This window comes from Streptomyces sp. CY-1 (assembly GCF_047218265.1).
GTDB lineage: Bacteria > Actinomycetota > Actinomycetes > Streptomycetales > Streptomycetaceae > Streptomyces > Streptomyces niphimycinicus.
Window position 1 is genome coordinate 9,307,151 of sequence record NZ_CP178393.1, and the last position, 17,055, is coordinate 9,324,205.

General features: G+C 70.2%; 17 protein-coding genes. 12 read left to right on the plus strand and 5 right to left on the minus strand.

The genetic code is table 11. The annotated features are described in order from the left end of the window. The first annotated feature begins 191 nt into the window (after positions 1–191). The 8 genes from ACK1X7_RS40075 (at position 192) to ACK1X7_RS40110 (ending at position 9,078) form a co-directional block, all read left to right on the plus strand. On the plus strand, positions 192–1,772 hold the full coding sequence (locus ACK1X7_RS40075; protein WP_390793453.1) for a sugar ABC transporter ATP-binding protein: 1,581 nt from the start codon (positions 192–194) through the stop codon (positions 1,770–1,772). After that, on the plus strand, positions 1,769–2,812 hold the full coding sequence (locus tag ACK1X7_RS40080; RefSeq protein WP_385152854.1) for an ABC transporter permease: 1,044 nt from the start codon (positions 1,769–1,771) through the stop codon (positions 2,810–2,812). The genes ACK1X7_RS40075 and ACK1X7_RS40080 overlap by 4 nt, the downstream gene beginning before the upstream one ends. Next, positions 2,809–3,780, plus strand: a complete 972-nt coding sequence (locus ACK1X7_RS40085) for an ABC transporter permease (RefSeq protein ID WP_390793452.1) — start codon at positions 2,809–2,811, stop codon at positions 3,778–3,780. The genes ACK1X7_RS40080 and ACK1X7_RS40085 overlap by 4 nt, the downstream gene beginning before the upstream one ends. Before the next feature lie 29 nt (positions 3,781–3,809). Continuing rightward, entirely contained in the window at positions 3,810–4,892 is a 1,083-nt protein-coding gene (gene rhaS / locus ACK1X7_RS40090; RefSeq protein WP_385152860.1) for a rhamnose ABC transporter substrate-binding protein, read from the plus strand. Between the two features lie 13 nt (positions 4,893–4,905). Beyond that, positions 4,906–5,226, plus strand: a complete 321-nt coding sequence (locus ACK1X7_RS40095) for an L-rhamnose mutarotase (protein WP_413116418.1) — start codon at positions 4,906–4,908, stop codon at positions 5,224–5,226. 214 nt (positions 5,227–5,440) lie between these two features. Further along, on the plus strand, positions 5,441–6,874 hold the full coding sequence (locus ACK1X7_RS40100) for a BNR repeat-containing protein (RefSeq protein WP_413116419.1): 1,434 nt from the start codon (positions 5,441–5,443) through the stop codon (positions 6,872–6,874). Between the two features lie 3 nt (positions 6,875–6,877). Beyond that, positions 6,878–7,903 (plus strand): LacI family DNA-binding transcriptional regulator, encoded by a 1,026-nt coding sequence (locus tag ACK1X7_RS40105; protein WP_385152869.1) that lies wholly within the window; start codon positions 6,878–6,880, stop codon positions 7,901–7,903. Positions 7,904–8,058: 155 nt separating this feature from the next. Further along, positions 8,059–9,078: a LacI family DNA-binding transcriptional regulator gene (locus tag ACK1X7_RS40110; protein WP_385152871.1), complete on the plus strand. Its 1,020-nt coding sequence runs from the start codon at positions 8,059–8,061 to the stop codon at positions 9,076–9,078. Positions 9,079–9,192: 114 nt separating this feature from the next. On the opposite strand, the gene ACK1X7_RS40115 is transcribed toward ACK1X7_RS40110, so the two are convergent. Further along, positions 9,193–9,552, minus strand: coding sequence for a universal stress protein (locus ACK1X7_RS40115; RefSeq protein WP_385155266.1), 360 nt, complete (start codon positions 9,550–9,552; stop codon positions 9,193–9,195). Then, positions 9,549–11,021, minus strand: coding sequence for a sugar porter family MFS transporter (locus tag ACK1X7_RS40120; protein ID WP_385155269.1), 1,473 nt, complete (start codon positions 11,019–11,021; stop codon positions 9,549–9,551). The genes ACK1X7_RS40115 and ACK1X7_RS40120 overlap by 4 nt, the downstream gene beginning before the upstream one ends. 285 nt (positions 11,022–11,306) lie before the next feature. Between ACK1X7_RS40120 and ACK1X7_RS40125 the strand changes: the two genes are divergently transcribed. Continuing rightward, on the plus strand, positions 11,307–12,389 hold the full coding sequence (locus tag ACK1X7_RS40125) for a LacI family DNA-binding transcriptional regulator (RefSeq protein ID WP_385155272.1): 1,083 nt from the start codon (positions 11,307–11,309) through the stop codon (positions 12,387–12,389). On the opposite strand, the gene ACK1X7_RS40130 is transcribed toward ACK1X7_RS40125, so the two are convergent. Continuing rightward, positions 12,360–13,466, minus strand: a complete 1,107-nt coding sequence (locus tag ACK1X7_RS40130) for an NAD(P)-binding domain-containing protein (RefSeq protein WP_390793449.1) — start codon at positions 13,464–13,466, stop codon at positions 12,360–12,362. The two genes, ACK1X7_RS40125 and ACK1X7_RS40130, sit on opposite strands and share 30 nt — an antisense overlap. A 7-nt stretch (positions 13,467–13,473) precedes the next feature. Further along, entirely contained in the window at positions 13,474–13,785 is a 312-nt protein-coding gene (locus ACK1X7_RS40135) for a hypothetical protein (RefSeq protein ID WP_385155277.1), read from the minus strand. Positions 13,786–14,007: 222 nt separating this feature from the next. Here ACK1X7_RS40135 and ACK1X7_RS40140 point away from each other — a divergent pair, with 222 nt between their 5' ends. The 3 genes from ACK1X7_RS40140 to ACK1X7_RS40150 all read left to right on the plus strand — a co-directional run bounded on the left by ACK1X7_RS40140 (position 14,008) and on the right by ACK1X7_RS40150 (position 15,787). Then, the gene (locus ACK1X7_RS40140) at positions 14,008–14,871 is read left to right on the plus strand and encodes a helix-turn-helix domain-containing protein (protein ID WP_385155280.1); all 864 of its coding nucleotides are present in this window, start codon (positions 14,008–14,010) and stop codon (positions 14,869–14,871) included. 1 nt (position 14,872) lies between these two features. Further along, positions 14,873–15,085, plus strand: a complete 213-nt coding sequence (locus tag ACK1X7_RS40145; RefSeq protein ID WP_385155283.1) for a DUF397 domain-containing protein — start codon at positions 14,873–14,875, stop codon at positions 15,083–15,085. An 81-nt stretch (positions 15,086–15,166) separates the two neighbouring features. Further along, a complete protein-coding gene (locus ACK1X7_RS40150; protein WP_413116420.1) occupies positions 15,167–15,787 on the plus strand; it encodes a class I SAM-dependent methyltransferase in 621 nt (206 codons plus the stop codon). Positions 15,788–15,806: 19 nt separating this feature from the next. Here ACK1X7_RS40150 and ACK1X7_RS40155 read toward each other — a convergent pair whose 3' ends face one another. Continuing rightward, entirely contained in the window at positions 15,807–16,931 is a 1,125-nt protein-coding gene (locus ACK1X7_RS40155; RefSeq protein WP_413116421.1) for an alpha/beta fold hydrolase, read from the minus strand. Positions 16,932–17,055 lie beyond the last annotated feature (124 nt).

A 17,055-nucleotide genomic window follows, 5' to 3' on the forward strand; every position in this document is an offset into this window, starting at 1 on the left:
ATCGATGAAAACGATTCAACCCAAGGCGCCTGGACCGTAGGGCCGGATTTCCGGGCGCGTCAAGGGGGCTGAATCGATGTGGGCATATCCCGTGCACACCCCCTTGACGGCCGCAAAGTGCACGGCTAGCTTCCCGGAATCCAGCATTGAAACATTTCATTTCCCGCCCTGGGTATGCGTCAGGAGACTCCGTGAGCCAGCCTGCTTCGACCGGTGTGCCGGTCCTCGCCCTCGAGGGGGTGAACAAATCCTTCGGCGCCGTACGGGCCCTTCGCGATGTCTCGCTCGAGCTCTTCGCCGGTGAGGCCCATGCCCTGGCCGGTGAGAACGGGGCGGGCAAGTCGACGCTGATCAAAGCCCTCGCCGGGGTGCACCGGCCGGATTCCGGCCGGGTGCTGCTGGACGGCGAGCCGGTGGTCTTCCACGGCCCCGCCGACGCGCGCGACGTCGGCATCGCCGTCATCTACCAGGAGCCGACGCTCTTCCCCGATCTGTCCATCGCCGAGAACATCTTCATGGGCCGTCAGCCCCGCCGGGCCCTCGGCCGGATCGACCACAAGGCCGTACGGACCTCCACCGGCGCCCTGATGGCGCGGCTCGGCGTCGACCTCGACCCGGACCGGCCCGCCCGGGGGCTGTCCATCGCCGATCAGCAGATCGTCGAGATCGCCAAGGCGCTCTCCTTCGACGCCCGGGTCCTGATCATGGACGAGCCGACGGCCGCGCTGACCGGAAGCGAGACCGCCCGGCTCTTCTCGGTCGTCGAGACGTTGCGCGCCGAGGGCGCCGCCGTGCTGTTCATCTCGCACCGCCTGGAGGAGATCTTCGAGTTGTGCCAGCGGGTCACCATCCTGCGGGACGGCCGGTGGGTGGCCTCCGAGCCGCTGACGGGGCTGACCCAGGACGATCTGGTCCGCCGCATGGTCGGCCGGGATCTGGCCGAGCTCTACCCCAAGCAGGACAGCCGGGTCGGCGAAACCGCGCTGTCGGTACGGCGGCTGACCCGTGAGGGCGTCTTCCGGGACGTCTCCTTCGAGGTGCGGCGCGGTGAGATCGTCGCGCTCGCCGGGCTGGTCGGCGCCGGGCGCACGGAGGTCGCCCAGGCCGTCTTCGGCGTGGACCGGGCGGACGCGGGCGAGGTGCGGGTCGACGGGACGGTGCTGCTGCCCGGCTCGCCGACCGCCGCCATGGACGCCGGGCTCGCGCTCGTCCCCGAGGACCGGCGCCAGCGGGGCCTGGTGATGGAGCTGTCCATCGAACGGAACATCGGGCTGACCGGCCTCGACCGACTGGGCCGCGCGGGCCTCGTGCGACGGACGCTGGAGCGCGGCCGGGCGGCCGACTGGGCGGTCCGACTCCAGTTGAAGTACGGCAGTCTCGCCGACCACGTCGGGGTGCTCTCCGGCGGCAATCAGCAGAAGGTCGTGCTGGCCAAGTGGCTGGCGACCGAGCCCACGGTGCTCATCGTCGACGAGCCGACGCGCGGGATCGACGTCGGCACCAAGGCCGAGGTGCACCGGCTGCTGTCATCGCTGGCCGCGGACGGCCTCGCGGTGCTGATGATCTCCTCCGATCTGCCCGAGGTGCTGGGCATGGCCGACCGGGTCCTGGTGATGCACGAGGGCCGGCTGGTCGCCGAGATCCCGCGCGCCGAGGCCACCGAGGAGTCCGTCATGGCCGCCGCGACAGGGCTCACCGGCGACACCCGCGACATCGATGTCACGGGCGACCCCGACGCCACGGGCCTCACCGGCGAAAGGACACGGACGTGAGCGTGACCGTCGAGAAACCCGGGAAACCCGCCGCCGCGCCCGAGACGCCGCGCTCGGCGCGCTCGCTCGTCGACGCCGTCTTCCGCGCGCGGGAGATCAGCATCGCCGGCGCCCTTCTGCTGCTGGTGCTGTTCACCTGGATCGCCGAGCCACGCTTTCTCAACGACCAGGGCATCAAGGACCTGTTGCTCAACGCCGCGATCCTGGTGCTGCTCGCGGTCGGGCAGTCGGTGGTGGTCATCACCCGCAATATCGATCTGTCGGTCGGCTCCGTGGTGGGCCTGTCCGCCTTCGCCTGCGGGAAGTTCGTCTCCGGCACCGACCACGGGGTGCTGACGGTCCTGCTGCTCGGCCTGCTCGTCGGCGCGGGCTGCGGCATCGTCAGCGGTGCGCTGGTGAGCTTCGGCCGGGTGCCCGCGCTGGTGGTGACCCTCGGAATGCTCTACATCATCCAGGGCGTCGACTACTGGTGGGCGCAAGGGCAGCAGATCAACGCGGCCGACGTGCCGCAGCCCGTACTGGACCTCGGCAGCGGCAGTGTGCTGGGCATCCCGTATCTCCCGCTGATCGCCTTCGCGGTGCTCGCCGGGACCGCGTACGTCCTGCGCACCTACCGCAGCGGCCGTGAGCTGTACGCCATCGGCTCCAGCCCGGAGGCCGCCCGGCTGGCCGGGGTGCCGATCCGGCGGCGGGTGCTGGGCGCGTATCTCTTCTCCGGCGCCGTCTCGGGCTTCGCGGGCGCGCTGTGGCTGGCCCGCTTCGGCACCGTCGTCGCCGACAACGCCCACGGCTGGGAGTTGACCGTGGTCAGCGCGGTGGTGGTCGGTGGCGTCGCCATCGTCGGCGGCACCGGCACGGTGTGGGGCGCGGCGCTGGGCGCGCTGCTGCTCACCACCATCGGCAGTGCCCTGGCCGTGCTGAAGGTCGACTCCTTCTGGCAGGACGCCATCGCGGGTGCGCTGCTGCTGGCGGCCATCAGCGTGGACCGGATCGTGAGGGTGCGCATGACCCGTGCGCTGAGGAAGAGGAGCGCTCGATGAAGCTCAGGTGGGACACCGCCGTCGGGGTGCTGCTGGTGGCCGTCTTCCTCACCGGCCTCGGCACCACGGACGGCTTCGCGAGCCGCGACAACCTCGCCTTCGCCTTCAACGACATCGCCGAGGTGGCGCTGATGGCGCTGCCGATGACGCTGCTGGTGGTGGCCGGGCAGGTGGATCTGTCGGTGGCCTCGATGCTCGGTCTGGGCAGCGCGCTGACCGGCCAACTGTGGGACGCGGGCTGGGCGTTCGAGACCATCGTGCCGATCGTGCTGCTGGTCGGGGTGGCCGGGGGGCTGCTCAACGGCTGGCTGGTGACCCGGGTCGGGCTGCCCTCGCTCGCCGTCACCATCGGGACACTCGCCCTCTACCGGGGGCTGGCCTCGGTGGTGCTCGGCACGGGCGCCATCACCGACTTCCCCGAGACGTACGCCAAATGGTCCGTGGACACCACGACCGTGCCCGGCACCTTCCTCACCTATCCGGTGGCGCTGTTCATCGTGCTGGCCGCCATCGCAGCGGTGGTGCTGCACGCCACGGGCCTGGGCCGGTCGCTGTTCGCCATCGGCGCCCAGGAGGACGCCGCCTACTTCGCGGGCATCCGTGTCAAACGCGTCAAGCTGCTGTTGTTCGTCGTCAGCGGGCTGATCTCGGCCTTCGCCGGGGTCGTGTTCACCCTGCGGTACGGCAGCGCGCGGGCCGACAACGGCCAGGGCTTCGAAATGCTCGTCATCGCCTCCGTCCTGCTGGGCGGCGTCGACTTCGACGGCGGGAAGGGCACACTGTTCGGCGCCGTCGCCGGGGTGCTGCTCATCGGCGTCCTGAAGAACCTGCTGACCCTCAACGACGTGGCCAACGAGGTCCAGGTGATCGTCACCGGGCTGCTGCTGGTGGCCTCCGTCCTCACCCCCCGCCTGATCACCACCGTGAGCGCCTGGCGTCACCGGCGCGCCGCCGCCTCGACCAGTTGATCCACCCACGCACCGCGAAAGGTCTTCTCATGATCCAGTCCACTTCCGGACGCCGCCGCGCCGCCGCCACCGCCGCCGCGGTCTGCGCCCTGGCCGTGGCCCTGGCCGGCTGCGGCGGCACCACCAAGAAGGACAACGACAACAGCGGCCCCGCCAAGACCGACGCCAAGGCCGACCCCGGCGCACCCCTGAAGAAGGGCCTCAAGCTGGCCTTTCTGCCCAAGCAGATCAACAACCCCTACGAGAAGCTCATCGACGAGGCGGGGATCACGGCCGCCGGGGAGTTCGGCGGCAAGGGCAAGGAGGTCGGCCCGTCCGACGCCAGCGCCTCCTCCCAGGTGTCGTACATCAACACCCTGGTCCAGCAGCGCCAGGACGCCATCCTGATCGCGGCCAACGACCCCAACGCGGTCTGCGGCCCGCTCAAGCAGGCCATGAAGAAGGACATCAAGGTGGTGGCGTACGACTCCGACACCGCCCCGGCCTGCCGTCAGCTCTTCATCAACCAGGCCGGCTCCGAGGAGATCGGCCGTAGCCAGGTCCAGCACCTCGCCAAGCAGCTCGACTACAAGGGCGAGATCGCGATCCTCTCCGCCACCCAGAACGCCACCAACCAGAACACCTGGATCCGCTTCATGAAGGACGAGCTGAACAAGCCCGCCTACAAGAACATGAAGCTGGTCAAGACGGTGTACGGGGACGACGACGACCAGAAGTCCTTCCAGGAGACCCAGGGCCTGCTCAAGGCGTATCCGAAGCTCAAGGGCATCATCGCGCCCACCACGGTCGGCATCGCCGCGGCCGCCCGCTACATCAGCGGCTCCTCATACGAGGGCAAGGTCGTGCTGAACGGACTCGGCACCCCCAACCAGATGCGCAAGTACGTCAAGGACGGCACTGTCGAGCAGTTCTCGCTCTGGGACCCCAAGAAGCTCGGCTACCTCGGTTCGTACGCCGCGGCCGCGCTCGCCTCCGGGCAGATCACCGGGGCCGAGGGGGAGAAGTTCAAGGCCGGGAAGCTGGGCGAGTACACGGTCGGCAAGAACGGCGAGATCATCCTCGGCCCGCCCACCGTCTTCGACAAGGCCAACATCGACAAGTTCGACTTCTGAGGGCGGTCCGGCGATGCGGCGGGTGTGTTTTCTGCTGAAGGTCCGCCAGGACCGGATCGAGGAGTACCGCGAGCGCCACGAGGCCGTCTGGCCCGAGATGCGGGCGGCGCTCGCGGAGACCGGCTGGCACAACTACTCGCTGTTCCTGCGCGAGGACGGGCTGCTGGTGGGCTATCTGGAGACCGAGGACTTCGCGGCGGCCCAGGCCGCGATGGCCGCCACCGAGGTCAACGCCCGCTGGCAGACCGAGATGGCGCCCTTCTTCGAAGCGCTGGACGGGGCGCGGCCGGACGAGGGGATGAAGCCGCTGACGGAGGTCTTCCACCTCGCGTAGCCGCGGGACGCGGCGGTCCGGGCAGCGCCCCGAAGGGGCGCGGGGCTGTGTCGATGTGCGGCTCCGCCGCGGCTGTGCCGATGTGCGGCTCCGCCGCGTGGGACCAGCCACGACGACGCCGCAGTCGGCCGACGACGCAATGGTTCGGGAGGGGGCGGGGTGGGGACAGAAGCTCGCTCCGCCCCCCCACAAGCGCACCAGGAAAGGAACGGACATGAGACCACTGGCCATCGCCGTCCTGGCCACCGCCCTGCTCGGCGCCGCGGCCCCGAGCGCGGGCGCGGGCGCGACCCCGGGTTCCGTCGCTGCCCCCGGCCCGGCCATCGGCAAGCTCGTCGACACCCAACTCGACGCCAAGGCAATCTACTTCGAGTCGTACGACGGCCTGGTCAACAACAACGCCTTCCAGAAGAACGGGCTGCTCACCTACAAGGGCTATCAGTACGCCGTCTGGTACACCGGCGACCGCAGCGCGGTCATCGGGCGCCGCGCGCTCACCCAGCAGAGCTGGCAGACCGTCACCCTGCCGCACCGGCTCACCGCCGATGACTCCCACAACGTCATCTCCATGGGAATCTCGCGGATCGACGGCCGGCTGCATCTGAACATGGACTCCCACAGCAGCGGCTTCTTCTATGTGAAGTCGGTGGCCGGGCTGGTGGACGACCCCGCCGGACACCCCTGGACCATTGGCCAGTTCGGCGCGGTCCGGACCACCCTCGACGGCCTGACGCTCACCTCCCAGTTCACCTACCCCCAGTTCATCGCCACCCCCGAGGGCCGACTCCAGCTCAGCTACCGCTCCGGCGTCTCCGGCAACGGCCGAAACGCGCTCGCCGAGTACGACGGCAGCAAGTGGACGGCGCTGGGCGCATGGTCCTCCGCCACCGGCACCTACGCCGGCGAGCATGGCTCCAGCACCGCCCGCAATATGTATCTGCACGGCATCGACTACGGGCCCGACGGCCGGTTGCACGCCTTCTACACCTGGCGCGAGCAGAACAACGCGGTGATGTGCGCGAGCGGCGGTCTCACCAACCACGACACCGGCTATGTGGGCAGCTCCGACCGCGGCCGCACCTGGCGCACCGCGGCGGGCACCGCCGTCGGCACCACCGGTGGCGCCGACACGGTGGCGGTCGGCGACGCCGGGACCGTTGTCGACCCGCTGGGCCCCGACCACTCGCTGATGAACCAGGAGAGCCAGGCCACCGACTCCGCCGGACTGCCGCACGCCCTGATCAGCTATGTGCCCGGTCGCTTCGGCCAGTGCACCACCGACTACGCGGCCGACCGGAAGGCCAACGGCCGCACCTTCCACCTCTTCAAGGACGCCGCGGGCACCTGGAAGAAGACCGAGATCCCGGTGCCGCCGGGCTCCACCCAGCGCAGCCACCTGGTCTTCGACCGCTACGACAACGCCTACGCCGTGATGCCGTACGGCAGGATCGTGGCCGCGTCCAAGTCCTCGGGCTGGACGGACTGGAAGACCCTCTTCGACGGCAGCGGGCTGAACGCCTTCGGCGAGGTCGTCGTGGACGACACCCGGCTCGCGCAGGACGGCGTTCTGTCGTATCTGTACCAGCGGCGGTCCAGCGGCACCACACCCTCCGCCCTCCGCGTCATCGACTTCACGCTCCCCTCCTGACGGATGGCACCCGGAGTGGGCATCAAAGAGGTGGCGCGCGAGGCCGGGGTCTCGGTCGGCACGGTCTCCAACGTCATCAACCGCCCGGAGTCGGTGTCCGAGGAGACCCGGGCCCGGGTGCTGTCCACCATCGAGCGCCTGGGCTATGTACGCCAGGAGTCCGCGCGCCAGTTGCGGGCCGGTCACAGCCGCATCATCGCGCTGCTGGTGCTGGACATGGCGAACCCGTTCTTCGTGGACGTGGCGAGTGGCGCGGAGCGTGCGGCGCGGGAGGCGGGTCTTGGGGTGATGGTGTGCAACAGCGCGCAGAGCCCGGAGGAGGAGGCCGACTACCTCGGGCTCTTCGCCGAACAGCGGGTGCGCGGGGTGCTGATGACCCCGGCCGATATGACCGGGCGCAACCTCGCCTCCTTCCGGCGGCAGCCCATTCCGTTCGTCCTGGTCGACCGGGTGCTGCCCAGCGCCGAGGGATGTTCGGTGTCGGTCGACGATGTCACCGGCGGCGAACTCGCCGTCCGCCATCTGCTGGGCCTCGGTCATCGCACCGTCGCCTATGTGAGCGGGCCGATGCGGCTGGCCCAGTGTCGCGACCGCCGCGAGGGCGCGCTGCGTGCCCTGCGCGAGCGGGGGCTCTGCGGGTCCGCGCTGCGCCATGTCGAGGTGGAGCGGCTGGATGTGACGTCCGGGCGGGACGCGGGGGCGCGGCTGCTGGGCATGTCACCGCGGCCGACGGCGGTGTTCTGCGCCAATGACCTGCTGGCGCTGGGGGTGCTCCAGGCGCTGTACGGGGCGGGGGTGTCGGTGCCGGGGGAGGTGGCGCTGGTGGGGTATGACGACATCGAGTTCGCGGCGGCGGCCGCGGTGCCGCTGACGTCGGTGCGCCAGCCCGCGTTCCGGATGGGGCGTATGGCGGCCGAGCTGCTGATCGAGGAGACGGGGGAGCGGGCGGCGGACCACCGCCACCAGCGGATCGTCCTCCAGCCCGAACTCGTCGTCCGAGGGTCGAGCCTGGTCCGCTCCCGCGGCTGAGCCGGGGCCCCGCGGTGGCCCGGAGCGGGCCTGAGGCGGTGGGGAGCGGCCCGCGGCGGCGGCCCGGTCCTGCCCGACCGGTCGAACAGAGCACTACCATGTTCCCGCGACCGCGGTGGGTCGCGGGAAGACGGAGGCTCCGGGTCGTGGGACGCATGGTGGGGATCAAGGACGTCGCGCGGCAGGCGGGAGTGTCCGTCGGAACCGTCTCGAACGTGATCAACCGGCCCGAGATGGTCGCCGAGGCCACGCGCGACCGGGTGCAGGGCGTGATCGAGCGCCTGGGCTACGTACGCCAGGAGTCCGCGCGTCAACTGCGCGCGGGGCGCAGCCGCATCATCGCGTTGCTGGTGCTGGACATGGCGAACCCGTTCTTCGTGGACGTGGCGAGTGGCGCGGAGCGTGCGGCGCGGGAGGCGGGTCTTGGGGTGATGGTGTGCAACAGCGCGCAGAGCCCCGAGGAGGAGGCGGACTACCTCGGTCTCTTCGCCGAGCACCGGGTGCGCGGCGTGCTGGTCACCCCGGCCGATGTCACCGGGGCCAACCTGGAGGGCTTCCGGCGCCACGACATCCCGTTCGTCTTCGTGGACCGCGAGGTGCCCAGCGCCGACGGCTGCTCGGTGTCGGTCGACGACATCGAGGGCGGGGCGCTCGCCGGCCGCCACCTCATCGCCCAGGGACACCGCTCGGTGGTCTACGTCAGCGGTCCGATGCTGCTCCCGCAGTGCCAGGACCGGCGCGCCGGGCTGCTCGGCGCGTTCGCCGAGGAGGGGCTGGCGACGGAGGCGATGGTGCATATCGAGGCCGAGCGGCTGGACGTGGCCTCGGGCCGGGACGCGGGCGCGCGGCTGCTGGGCATCTCACCGCGCCCGACGGCGGTGTTCTGCGCCAACGACCTCCTGGCGCTCGGAGTGCTTCAGGCCCTCTTCGCGGCCGGGGTGTCGGTGCCGGGGGAGGTGGCGCTGGTGGGGTACGACGACATCGAGTTCGCGGCGGCGGCCGCGGTGCCGCTGACGTCGGTACGCCAGCCGGCGTTCCGGATGGGGCGTACGGCGGCCGAGCTGCTCATCGAGGAGACCGGTGAGGAGATGGCGGACCATCAGCACCGGCGGATCGTCCTCCAGCCCGAACTGGTGGTCAGGGATTCGACTTTCGCGGCGCGGCCGGGGGCCTGACCTCGGGGTCACCGGTCTCCTCGGCGTCGGGCAGAGCCTCGGCGTCAGGCAGAGCCTCGGCGTCGGGAAGGGCCCCGCGTTGGAACCGGGGCCCTTCCCGACGCCGAGGCCCGGTCAGACCGGGGGCTTGACCGCGACGACGGGGACGGGGCTCTCCAGCAGCAGCCGCTGGCTCACACTGCCCAGCAGGGCCTTGCCCACCGGCGAGCGCCGGCGGATGCCGACGACCAGCCGGTCGACATCGGGCCGGGCCTCGATCTCGTCCAGAACGGCGTCGACGGGGTCGCGGTCGCCGGGACCGCTGCGCTCGACGATCGTGATCTTCAGGTTCTCGGGCAGGCCGGAGCGGTCCAGCGCCGACAGGCGCAGATTGACCAGCACCAGATCGGTGCCCAGCAGCCGGGCCTCGGCGATTCCCGCGGTCAGCGCGTGGTCTCCCTCGCGGCCCTCGGCGATGGCGGTCAGGACGGTCATGCTGTGGAGCCCTCCTTCCGGAGCGGCGCGGATGAGGAGTAGCGGGTACGGAAGTCGTCCTCCAGCTCTTCCAGCGAGCGGCCCTTGGTCTCGGGCACACAGGTCGCGATGAACAGGAGGGCCAGCACACCGAAGGCGGCGAAGGCGAAGAAGGTGTTCGAGATCCCCATGGCCTTCACGATGGGCGGGAAGCCGAGGGCGACCAGGGCGTTCGCCATCCACAGCACGAAGATGCTGATGCCGATGGCCAGGCTGCGGATCTTCAGCGGGAACATCTCGGAGAGGATGAGCCAGACCAGCGGACCGATGGTGGCCTGCATGGAGAAGACGAAGAGCACGACGAACACGAGAATGAACCACGCCTTCACGGTGCCCTCGGGCATCAGCAGCGCGGAGAGGCCGACGAGCAGGTGGAACGTCGTGGTCAGGGTGAACCCGCCGATCAGCATGGTGCGCCGTTTGAGCTTGTTGATGACCGAGACGCCCACCGCGATGCCGATGACGCTGAAGGCGCCGTTGAGGGTGTTCGCGATGATGGCGGAGTCGCCCGAGAACCCGGCGTCGCCGAGCAGTTGTGTGCCGTAGTACATGACGGAGTTGATGCCGGTGAACTGCTGGCAGAAGCCGAGCCCCGCCCCGATCAGGATGAGCACCCGCACCCAGCGCACCCCGAGATCCACCCGGCCCGCGGTCTTGGCGACCCGCTCCTCCTCGGCGAGGCGGTGCACCTCCGCCATCTCGGCGCGGGCCCGCTCGGGGGCCCGGACCTGGGACAGGACGGCGAGTGCCTCGTCCTCACGGCCCTGGGCGACCAGCCAGCGCGGGCTCTCCGGCAGCCGCAGCATGCCGATGAACAGCCCGATCGCCGGAAGGAGGGCGACGAGCAGCATGAGCCGCCAGATGCCATCGCTCTCGCCCCAGAGATTGAAGATGATCGCGTTGATGACGAACGCGGCGAACTGGCCGGAGACGATCATCACCTCGTTGCGGGTGACGATGGAGCCGCGGCGCTCGGCCGGGGCGATTTCGGCGAGATAGACCGGGACCGTCGCGGAGGCTCCGCCCACGGCGAGGCCGAGGATGAAGCGGAAGAGGGCGAGCACCTGCCAGCTCGGCGACAGTACGCAGCCCAGGGTGCCGACCATGAACACCAGGGACAGCAGCAGGATGTTGTGGCGGCGGCCGTGCCGGTCGGAGAGGACTCCGCCGATCATGGCGCCGAAGGCGGCGCCGAAGATGAGGTTGCTGACGACGATTCCCTCGGTGAGCGCGGTCAGCCCGAGGTCGTCGGTGAGGGGGTCGAGGGCGCCGTTGACAACGCCGGTGTCATAGCCGAACAGCAGCCCGCCGAAGGTCACGATGACGGCGACCAGGCCGAGCCGTCGTGAATGGGGGCCCTTGGTGTCCGGTGGCAGTTCGGGGTCCTGGTGTGTGATGCCCGTGTCCTCTGAGTCGAGTCGGGTGTTCATCGTCGTGTCTCCTCGTGGAGGCAGCGGAGGTCGTGGTGGCGCCCCGGCCGGCTGCGGTGTGTTTCCCGATGTCGACTGAGTGGGCGGCGTACGTGGGCCCGGTGCGACGGCGCGGCCATTCCGGCAGGGGTCACCTGCCGTGCGGTCTCTCATGGCCGGCCGGCCGCGATCGCGCGGCCGCGCAGAGCCTTTGTCTTTTTGTCAGTACAACTAGTACGTACAAGTGCTACGTACTATGGGAGTGCGGTGTGATCCATGTCAAGACATAAGCACGGGGAGGTACGGATGGACGATCCAGGGGGCACCGGCCGGTCCGACGGCCGGGGAACCTCGGCAGCGCGCCCCAAGCGCCCGACCATGTCCGATGTCGCCGCGCGGGTCGGTGTCTCGCAGGCCCTGGTGTCACTGGTGTTCCGCAACCAGCCCGGCGCCAGCGCCGATACGCGCCGCCGCGTGTTCCGGGCGGCCGAGGAACTCGGCTACCGTCCCGACACCGCCGCCCAGTTGCTGCGCCGCACGCGCAGCCGGCAGTTGGGCGTGCTGTTCACCATGCGCCAGCCACACGACGTGGGCGTCGTCGAGGCCCTGTACGCCGCCGCCCGGAAGCACGGCTACACCCTCGTGCTCAACGCCATGGTCGACACCCGCGACGAGCGTCAGGCGATGGACGAGCTGCTCGGACTGCGCTGTGAAGCCATCATCACCATCGGTACGACGTTCGAGCGGCACCACCCGGCCACGGGTGTCGGCGGGCCCTTCGTCGTGGAGATCAACCCGCTGACGCGAGCCGCCGGTACGGATGTCGTCCGTACCGCCGAGCGGAGGGGGATGCGCCAGGCCGTCGACCATCTCGTGGCCCAAGGACACCGCGCCATCGCGCACATAGACGGCGGCACCATGCCCGCCGCCGACGACAGACGACGCGGATACCGCGCCGCCATGCGCCGCCATGGACTCGCCGACCACATCCAGGTCCACCCCGGCGACTACACCGAGGAGTCCGGAGCCCGGGTGGCCCGGGACCTGCTCGCGCGGGCCGAGTTGCCCACGGCGGTCATCGCCGGGAACGACCGCTGTGCGCACGGTCTGCTCGGCACGTTCCTGCGCGCGGGCGTCAGGGTGCCCGAGGACGTGTCCATCGTCGGCTACGACGACAGCCAACTCGCCCGGCTGTCCTTCATCGACCTCACCTCGGTACGCCAGGACGCCGCCGAGGCGGCCGACCGCGCCGTCCGGGCGGCCGTCGAACGGCTCGACGAGGGGCGCACCACCGACCGGGACATCGTCCTCGACCCCACCCTCGTCGTCCGGGGAAGCACCGGCCCGCCCCGCGCCACGTCAATGCCCGACGGCGACCTTCTCCGGTGACGGCCGGCTGTCGTACGGGGCGGCCAGCAGCTCCTGGATCTCCCGTACGGCGGCCCGGCCCGCCCGGTTGGCGCCCACCGTGCTGGCCGACGGCCCGTAGCCGACCAGATGCACCCGGGGATCCCGGACCGCCCGGGTGCCGTCGACGGTGATCCCGCCGCCCGGCTCGCGCAGCCGCAGCGGGGCGAGATGGTCGATCGCGGCGCGGAAACCGGTGGCCCAGAGGATCACATCCGCGTCGACATGACGCCCATCCGCCCAGGCCACCCCGGACGGGGTGATCCGCTCGAACATCGGCAGCCGGTCGAGTATCCCCTTCTCCCGGGCCCGCTGCATCGCCTCCGTCATGGGCAGCCCGGTCACCGACACCACGCTCTGCGGCGGCAGCCCCCGCCGGACCCGCTCCTCCACCAGTGCGACGGCGGCGCGCCCCTGGTCCTCGCCGAACGGCCCGGTGTGGAACACCGGCGGGCGGCGGGTGACCCAGGTCGTCTCCGCCGCCACCTCGGCGACCTCCAGCAGATGCTGCACCCCGGACGTACCGCCCCCGACGACGATCACCCGCTGCCCGGCGAACGCCTCGGGCCCCGGGTACTGCGCGGTGTGGAGCTGGCGGCCCCGGAAGGTCTCCTGTCCCGGGTAGCGCGGCCAGAAGGGCCGGTCCCAGGTCCCGGTCGCGTTGATCAGCGCGCGGGCGGACCAGGTCCCGGCCGAGGTCTCCACCAGCAGCCGCCCGTCGTCCCCGTCCCGTACGGCGTCGACATGCACCGGCCGGACGACCCGCAGATCGAAGGCGCGCTCATACCGTGCGAAGTAGGCCGGGACCACCTCGGACGAGGGCCGCTCCGGATCCGCGTCGTCGCTGGTCAGCCGCATACCGGGCAGGTCGTACATCCCGTGCACCTTGCCGTACGTCAGCGACGGCCACCGGAACTGCCACGCCCCGCCGGGCGCGGGCGCGTGGTCGAGCACCACGAAGCCGGTCCCGGGCTCGTACCCGGCCCGCCGGAGGTGATAGGCACCGGACAACCCGGCCTGCCCGGCACCGATGACCACGACGTCCACGCTGTTGTTCATGCTTCTACTAACTCTGCTCGGGGGCGGTCTCTTCCCGGTCCTCCAGCCGCCGCCCCCGGCTCTCGGCCACCCGCAGCGCGTCATACAGCGCCTCGGCGAGCCGATGCCCCACGAAGCGCAGCTCGCAGGCGTCGGCCTTGCGGTCCCGGAGCAGCGGCCGCGCATGCCCGAGAAGCTCGGCCCCGGTCCGTAGCTGTACGGCCTCCATCTCGTCGGCCAGCCGGGAGAGGTAGCTGGTGCCGGTGTCGTCGGTGACGAGGAAGCAGGGCTGCCCGTTCAGTCCGGGCCAGGGCAGCAGACGGGGGCGTGATGAAGGCATGAGGGCTCCATGGCGTTCCGAGGTTCGGCTACCGCGAGTGATGAGGCGGTGGCGGAAACAGCTTCGGACGCGCGGAAGCTGGCGCGCAAGATGACAGCTAATTTCCGCTTCAGATGGCATATGTGACCGAGTGGGCAAATGGCCTGATACGGCGGTCTGTCCTTGCCAGACTCAGAACTCGCACGGCGACATGGCAGGCTCGACTCCTCCGGAGGCATACTCGTGGCAGCACCAACGGGACCGACGGTCCGTCGCATGCAACTCGGCTGGGAGCTCAAGCGGTTGAGGGACAAGGCCGGATTCACCCTCGCGGAGGCGGTGGACGGGTTGACGTTTTCCACCACGAAACTGTTCCGGGTCGAGAACGGCCTCTCGGCCCTGCCCAAGGCCGCAGACCTGAAAGCCCTCTTGGACCGATACGGCGTCGAGGACGAGGACGACGTGGACTTCCTGGTCGAGATCCACCGGGATTCGCTCAACCGGGGCTGGTGGTCGCTCTATCGCAGTGTCCTGCCGTCCGGCATGGGGATGTACATCGGGCTGGAAAGCGGTGCTCGGAGCATCCGGGCTTGGCAACCGAATGTGGTCCTCGGGTTGTTGCAGACCGAGCGATACGCCCGGGAGATGTTCCAGACCGCCAAGCCGGTTGAGGAGACGACGACGGAGTTCGTCGAGCGCCACATTCAGATCCGAATGGAGCGCAAGAAGGCTCTGACGCGCCGAGACAGTCCGGTGGAGCTTTGGGTCATCCAGGAGGAAGCGACATTGCGGCGGGTGGTGGGCGGCCCGGACGTGATGCGTGAGCAGTACGAGGAGATCCTTGCTTTCGCGCAACTCGACAACGTGACCGTCCAGATCCTCCCGATGACCACGGCCACCTACCGGACAGGTGCCAACTTCACCCTGCTGGAGTTCGGCAGCCCGCTTCCGACGGTGGTGCAAAGCGACGCCGCCGACGGGTCGGAGATCAGCGACAAGGACACCACCATCTGGACCTTCTCCCGCAGGTTCGAGGCCCTGCGGGCAGGCGCTCTCGCGCCTGGGGAGACACCCGCCTTCCTGCAACGACTAGTACGGGAGATCTGACATGACACACCGCATAGCTTCTGATGTCGCACCCGAAGGTGCCTGGTTCAAGTCGTCCTACAGCGAGAACAACGGGACCGCGTGCGTCGAGATCGCCCACCTGCCCCACACCGCCCAGGTCGGCATCCGCGACTCCAAGGACAAGACAGGTCCCGCCCTGGTCGTCCCGGCCGGGGCCTGGGCGGAGTTCGTCGCCGCAGTGCGCAAGGTCTGACGGCGCTGCCGGGCGCGGGCATCGGCTCGCGCCCGAAAACCGTTCGCGGAAGGCGTCCGCCCCCAACTACCGTGCTCCGTCGTGGACATCGACGATCCCAAGGACGTGGTCAGGCGCGGATACGACGCGCTCTCCCGCCACTACGAGCAGTCCTACGCCACCGAAACCAAGTACCAGCCCTGGCTCGGCGCCCTCCAGCAGCGCATTCCGCCCGCCGCCACCGTGCTGGACCTGGGGTGCGGCTGCGGCCTGCCGGTGGCCCGCGCGCTGGCCGCCGCGGGGCACCGCGTCACCGGTGTCGACATCAGCGGGGAGCAGATCCGCCGGGCGCGGGAGCTGGTGCCGGAGGCCGAGTTCCGCCAGGCCGATGCCACGGCCGTGGAGTTCCCGGCCGCCTCCTTCGACGCCGTGGTCTCCCTCTACGCCCTGATCCACATCCCGCTGGCGGAGCAACCTCCCCTCCTCGCCAGGATCGCCACCTGGCTACGCCCGGGCGGCTGGTTCCTGGCCACCACCGGGCACACCGCCTGGACCGGCACCGATGACAACTGGCTCAGCGGTGGCGCCACGATGTGGTGGAGCCACGCCGACGCCGCGACCTATCGGACGTGGCTCACCCAGGCCGGACTGACCGTCGAGGGAGAGGAGTTCGCCCCCGAGGGCGACGGCGGTCACGCCCTGTTCTGGGCGCGGCGGCCATGACGTGTCTCGGGATCTCGTCTCAGCCGACGGGCCCGTCCTCACCGGACTTCTGCCAGGCGCAACTGCCGAGCGTGGCCCGGCCCTTCTCGACCAGCGGGTCGGCGATCCGGGCCGGTGGCATGGAGCTGTGGCCCCGGTAGCAGATCACGGTGTGGTCCCTGTGCCCGGCGAGGTCGACGAGGATCTGGTCCCAGTGCCGGTACTGCACATCATGCCCAGAGTCGGCATAGCTGCGCACGGCCGGATTGCCGGGCAGGTGCTGCTTCCAGGTGTCGATCGTGCTGGGCGGCACGGTCGTGTCCTTCTTCCCGCTGTAGAGGGTGACGGGGGCCGTCAGCTTCGACAGATCGGGGCCGGGCCGCTGGCAGTAGAGTTTCTGCTCATGCACCTGAGGCGCGGGGTCGGACTTCTGACCGCGCTGGTTGTAGGTGCGGGCGCCGTCCTCGAAGGCGGTGTCGGCGAAGCCGGGGATGCGTTTGGTCGGGCTGTCGTCCGGCAGCGCCCACCAGACGCGGGGATCGGCGATCTGCTTCTCCAGCGACTTGCCCAGCTCGTCATCAGACATCGAGCAGTAGGGGCGCTTCGCGCCGTACGGCGGCAGAGCGGCGGCCAAGTGCAGTGACTGGACCCGGTCCGGGGCCAGGGACGCCAGCTCGGCGGCGTACGGACCGCCACCCGAGATGGCGATCACGCTGACCTTGCGCACCCCGACGCGGTCCAGTACCTGTAGCGCATCCTTCGCGAAGTCCGCCTTCCCCAGGCTCTTGTCGAACTCCGTGTCCCCGAAGCCGTTGCGCTCGACCGATATCAGCCGCAGCCCGAGGGACTCGCGGGTGCTGCGCAGGAAGTCCGTCATATGGGCCACTCGCGCGCTGGTGCCCGTGCCGCCGATGTAGAGCACCGGCTTTCCGTCCCGGGGCCCGTCGTCGATGTAGTGGGCGGTGCGCCCCGAGTCCAGTTTCATCCCCCGGACCTCGGGGCCGAGCGAGTCGAAGTCGTCCTGGATCCGGACCCGGTGGACATCGGTGGCGTGCGGCTCACGTGGCGCCGTGGCCGTGGCGGTGGCGCTCACGGCCCCGGAGCCGGTGAGCAGGACGGTGGCGACGGCGGTGGCGGCGATACCCGTGACAAGCGTTCTGGGCACGTGTCTCTCCTGGTCATAGGGGGAGGTGACGCAGTGGGCGGGACGATCGCCACCTACCCCCTTTGATCGAGAAGACACTGGAGGACGGGCTGCCTTGTGTGGTCGTTGTGCCAGATCGCGGCGG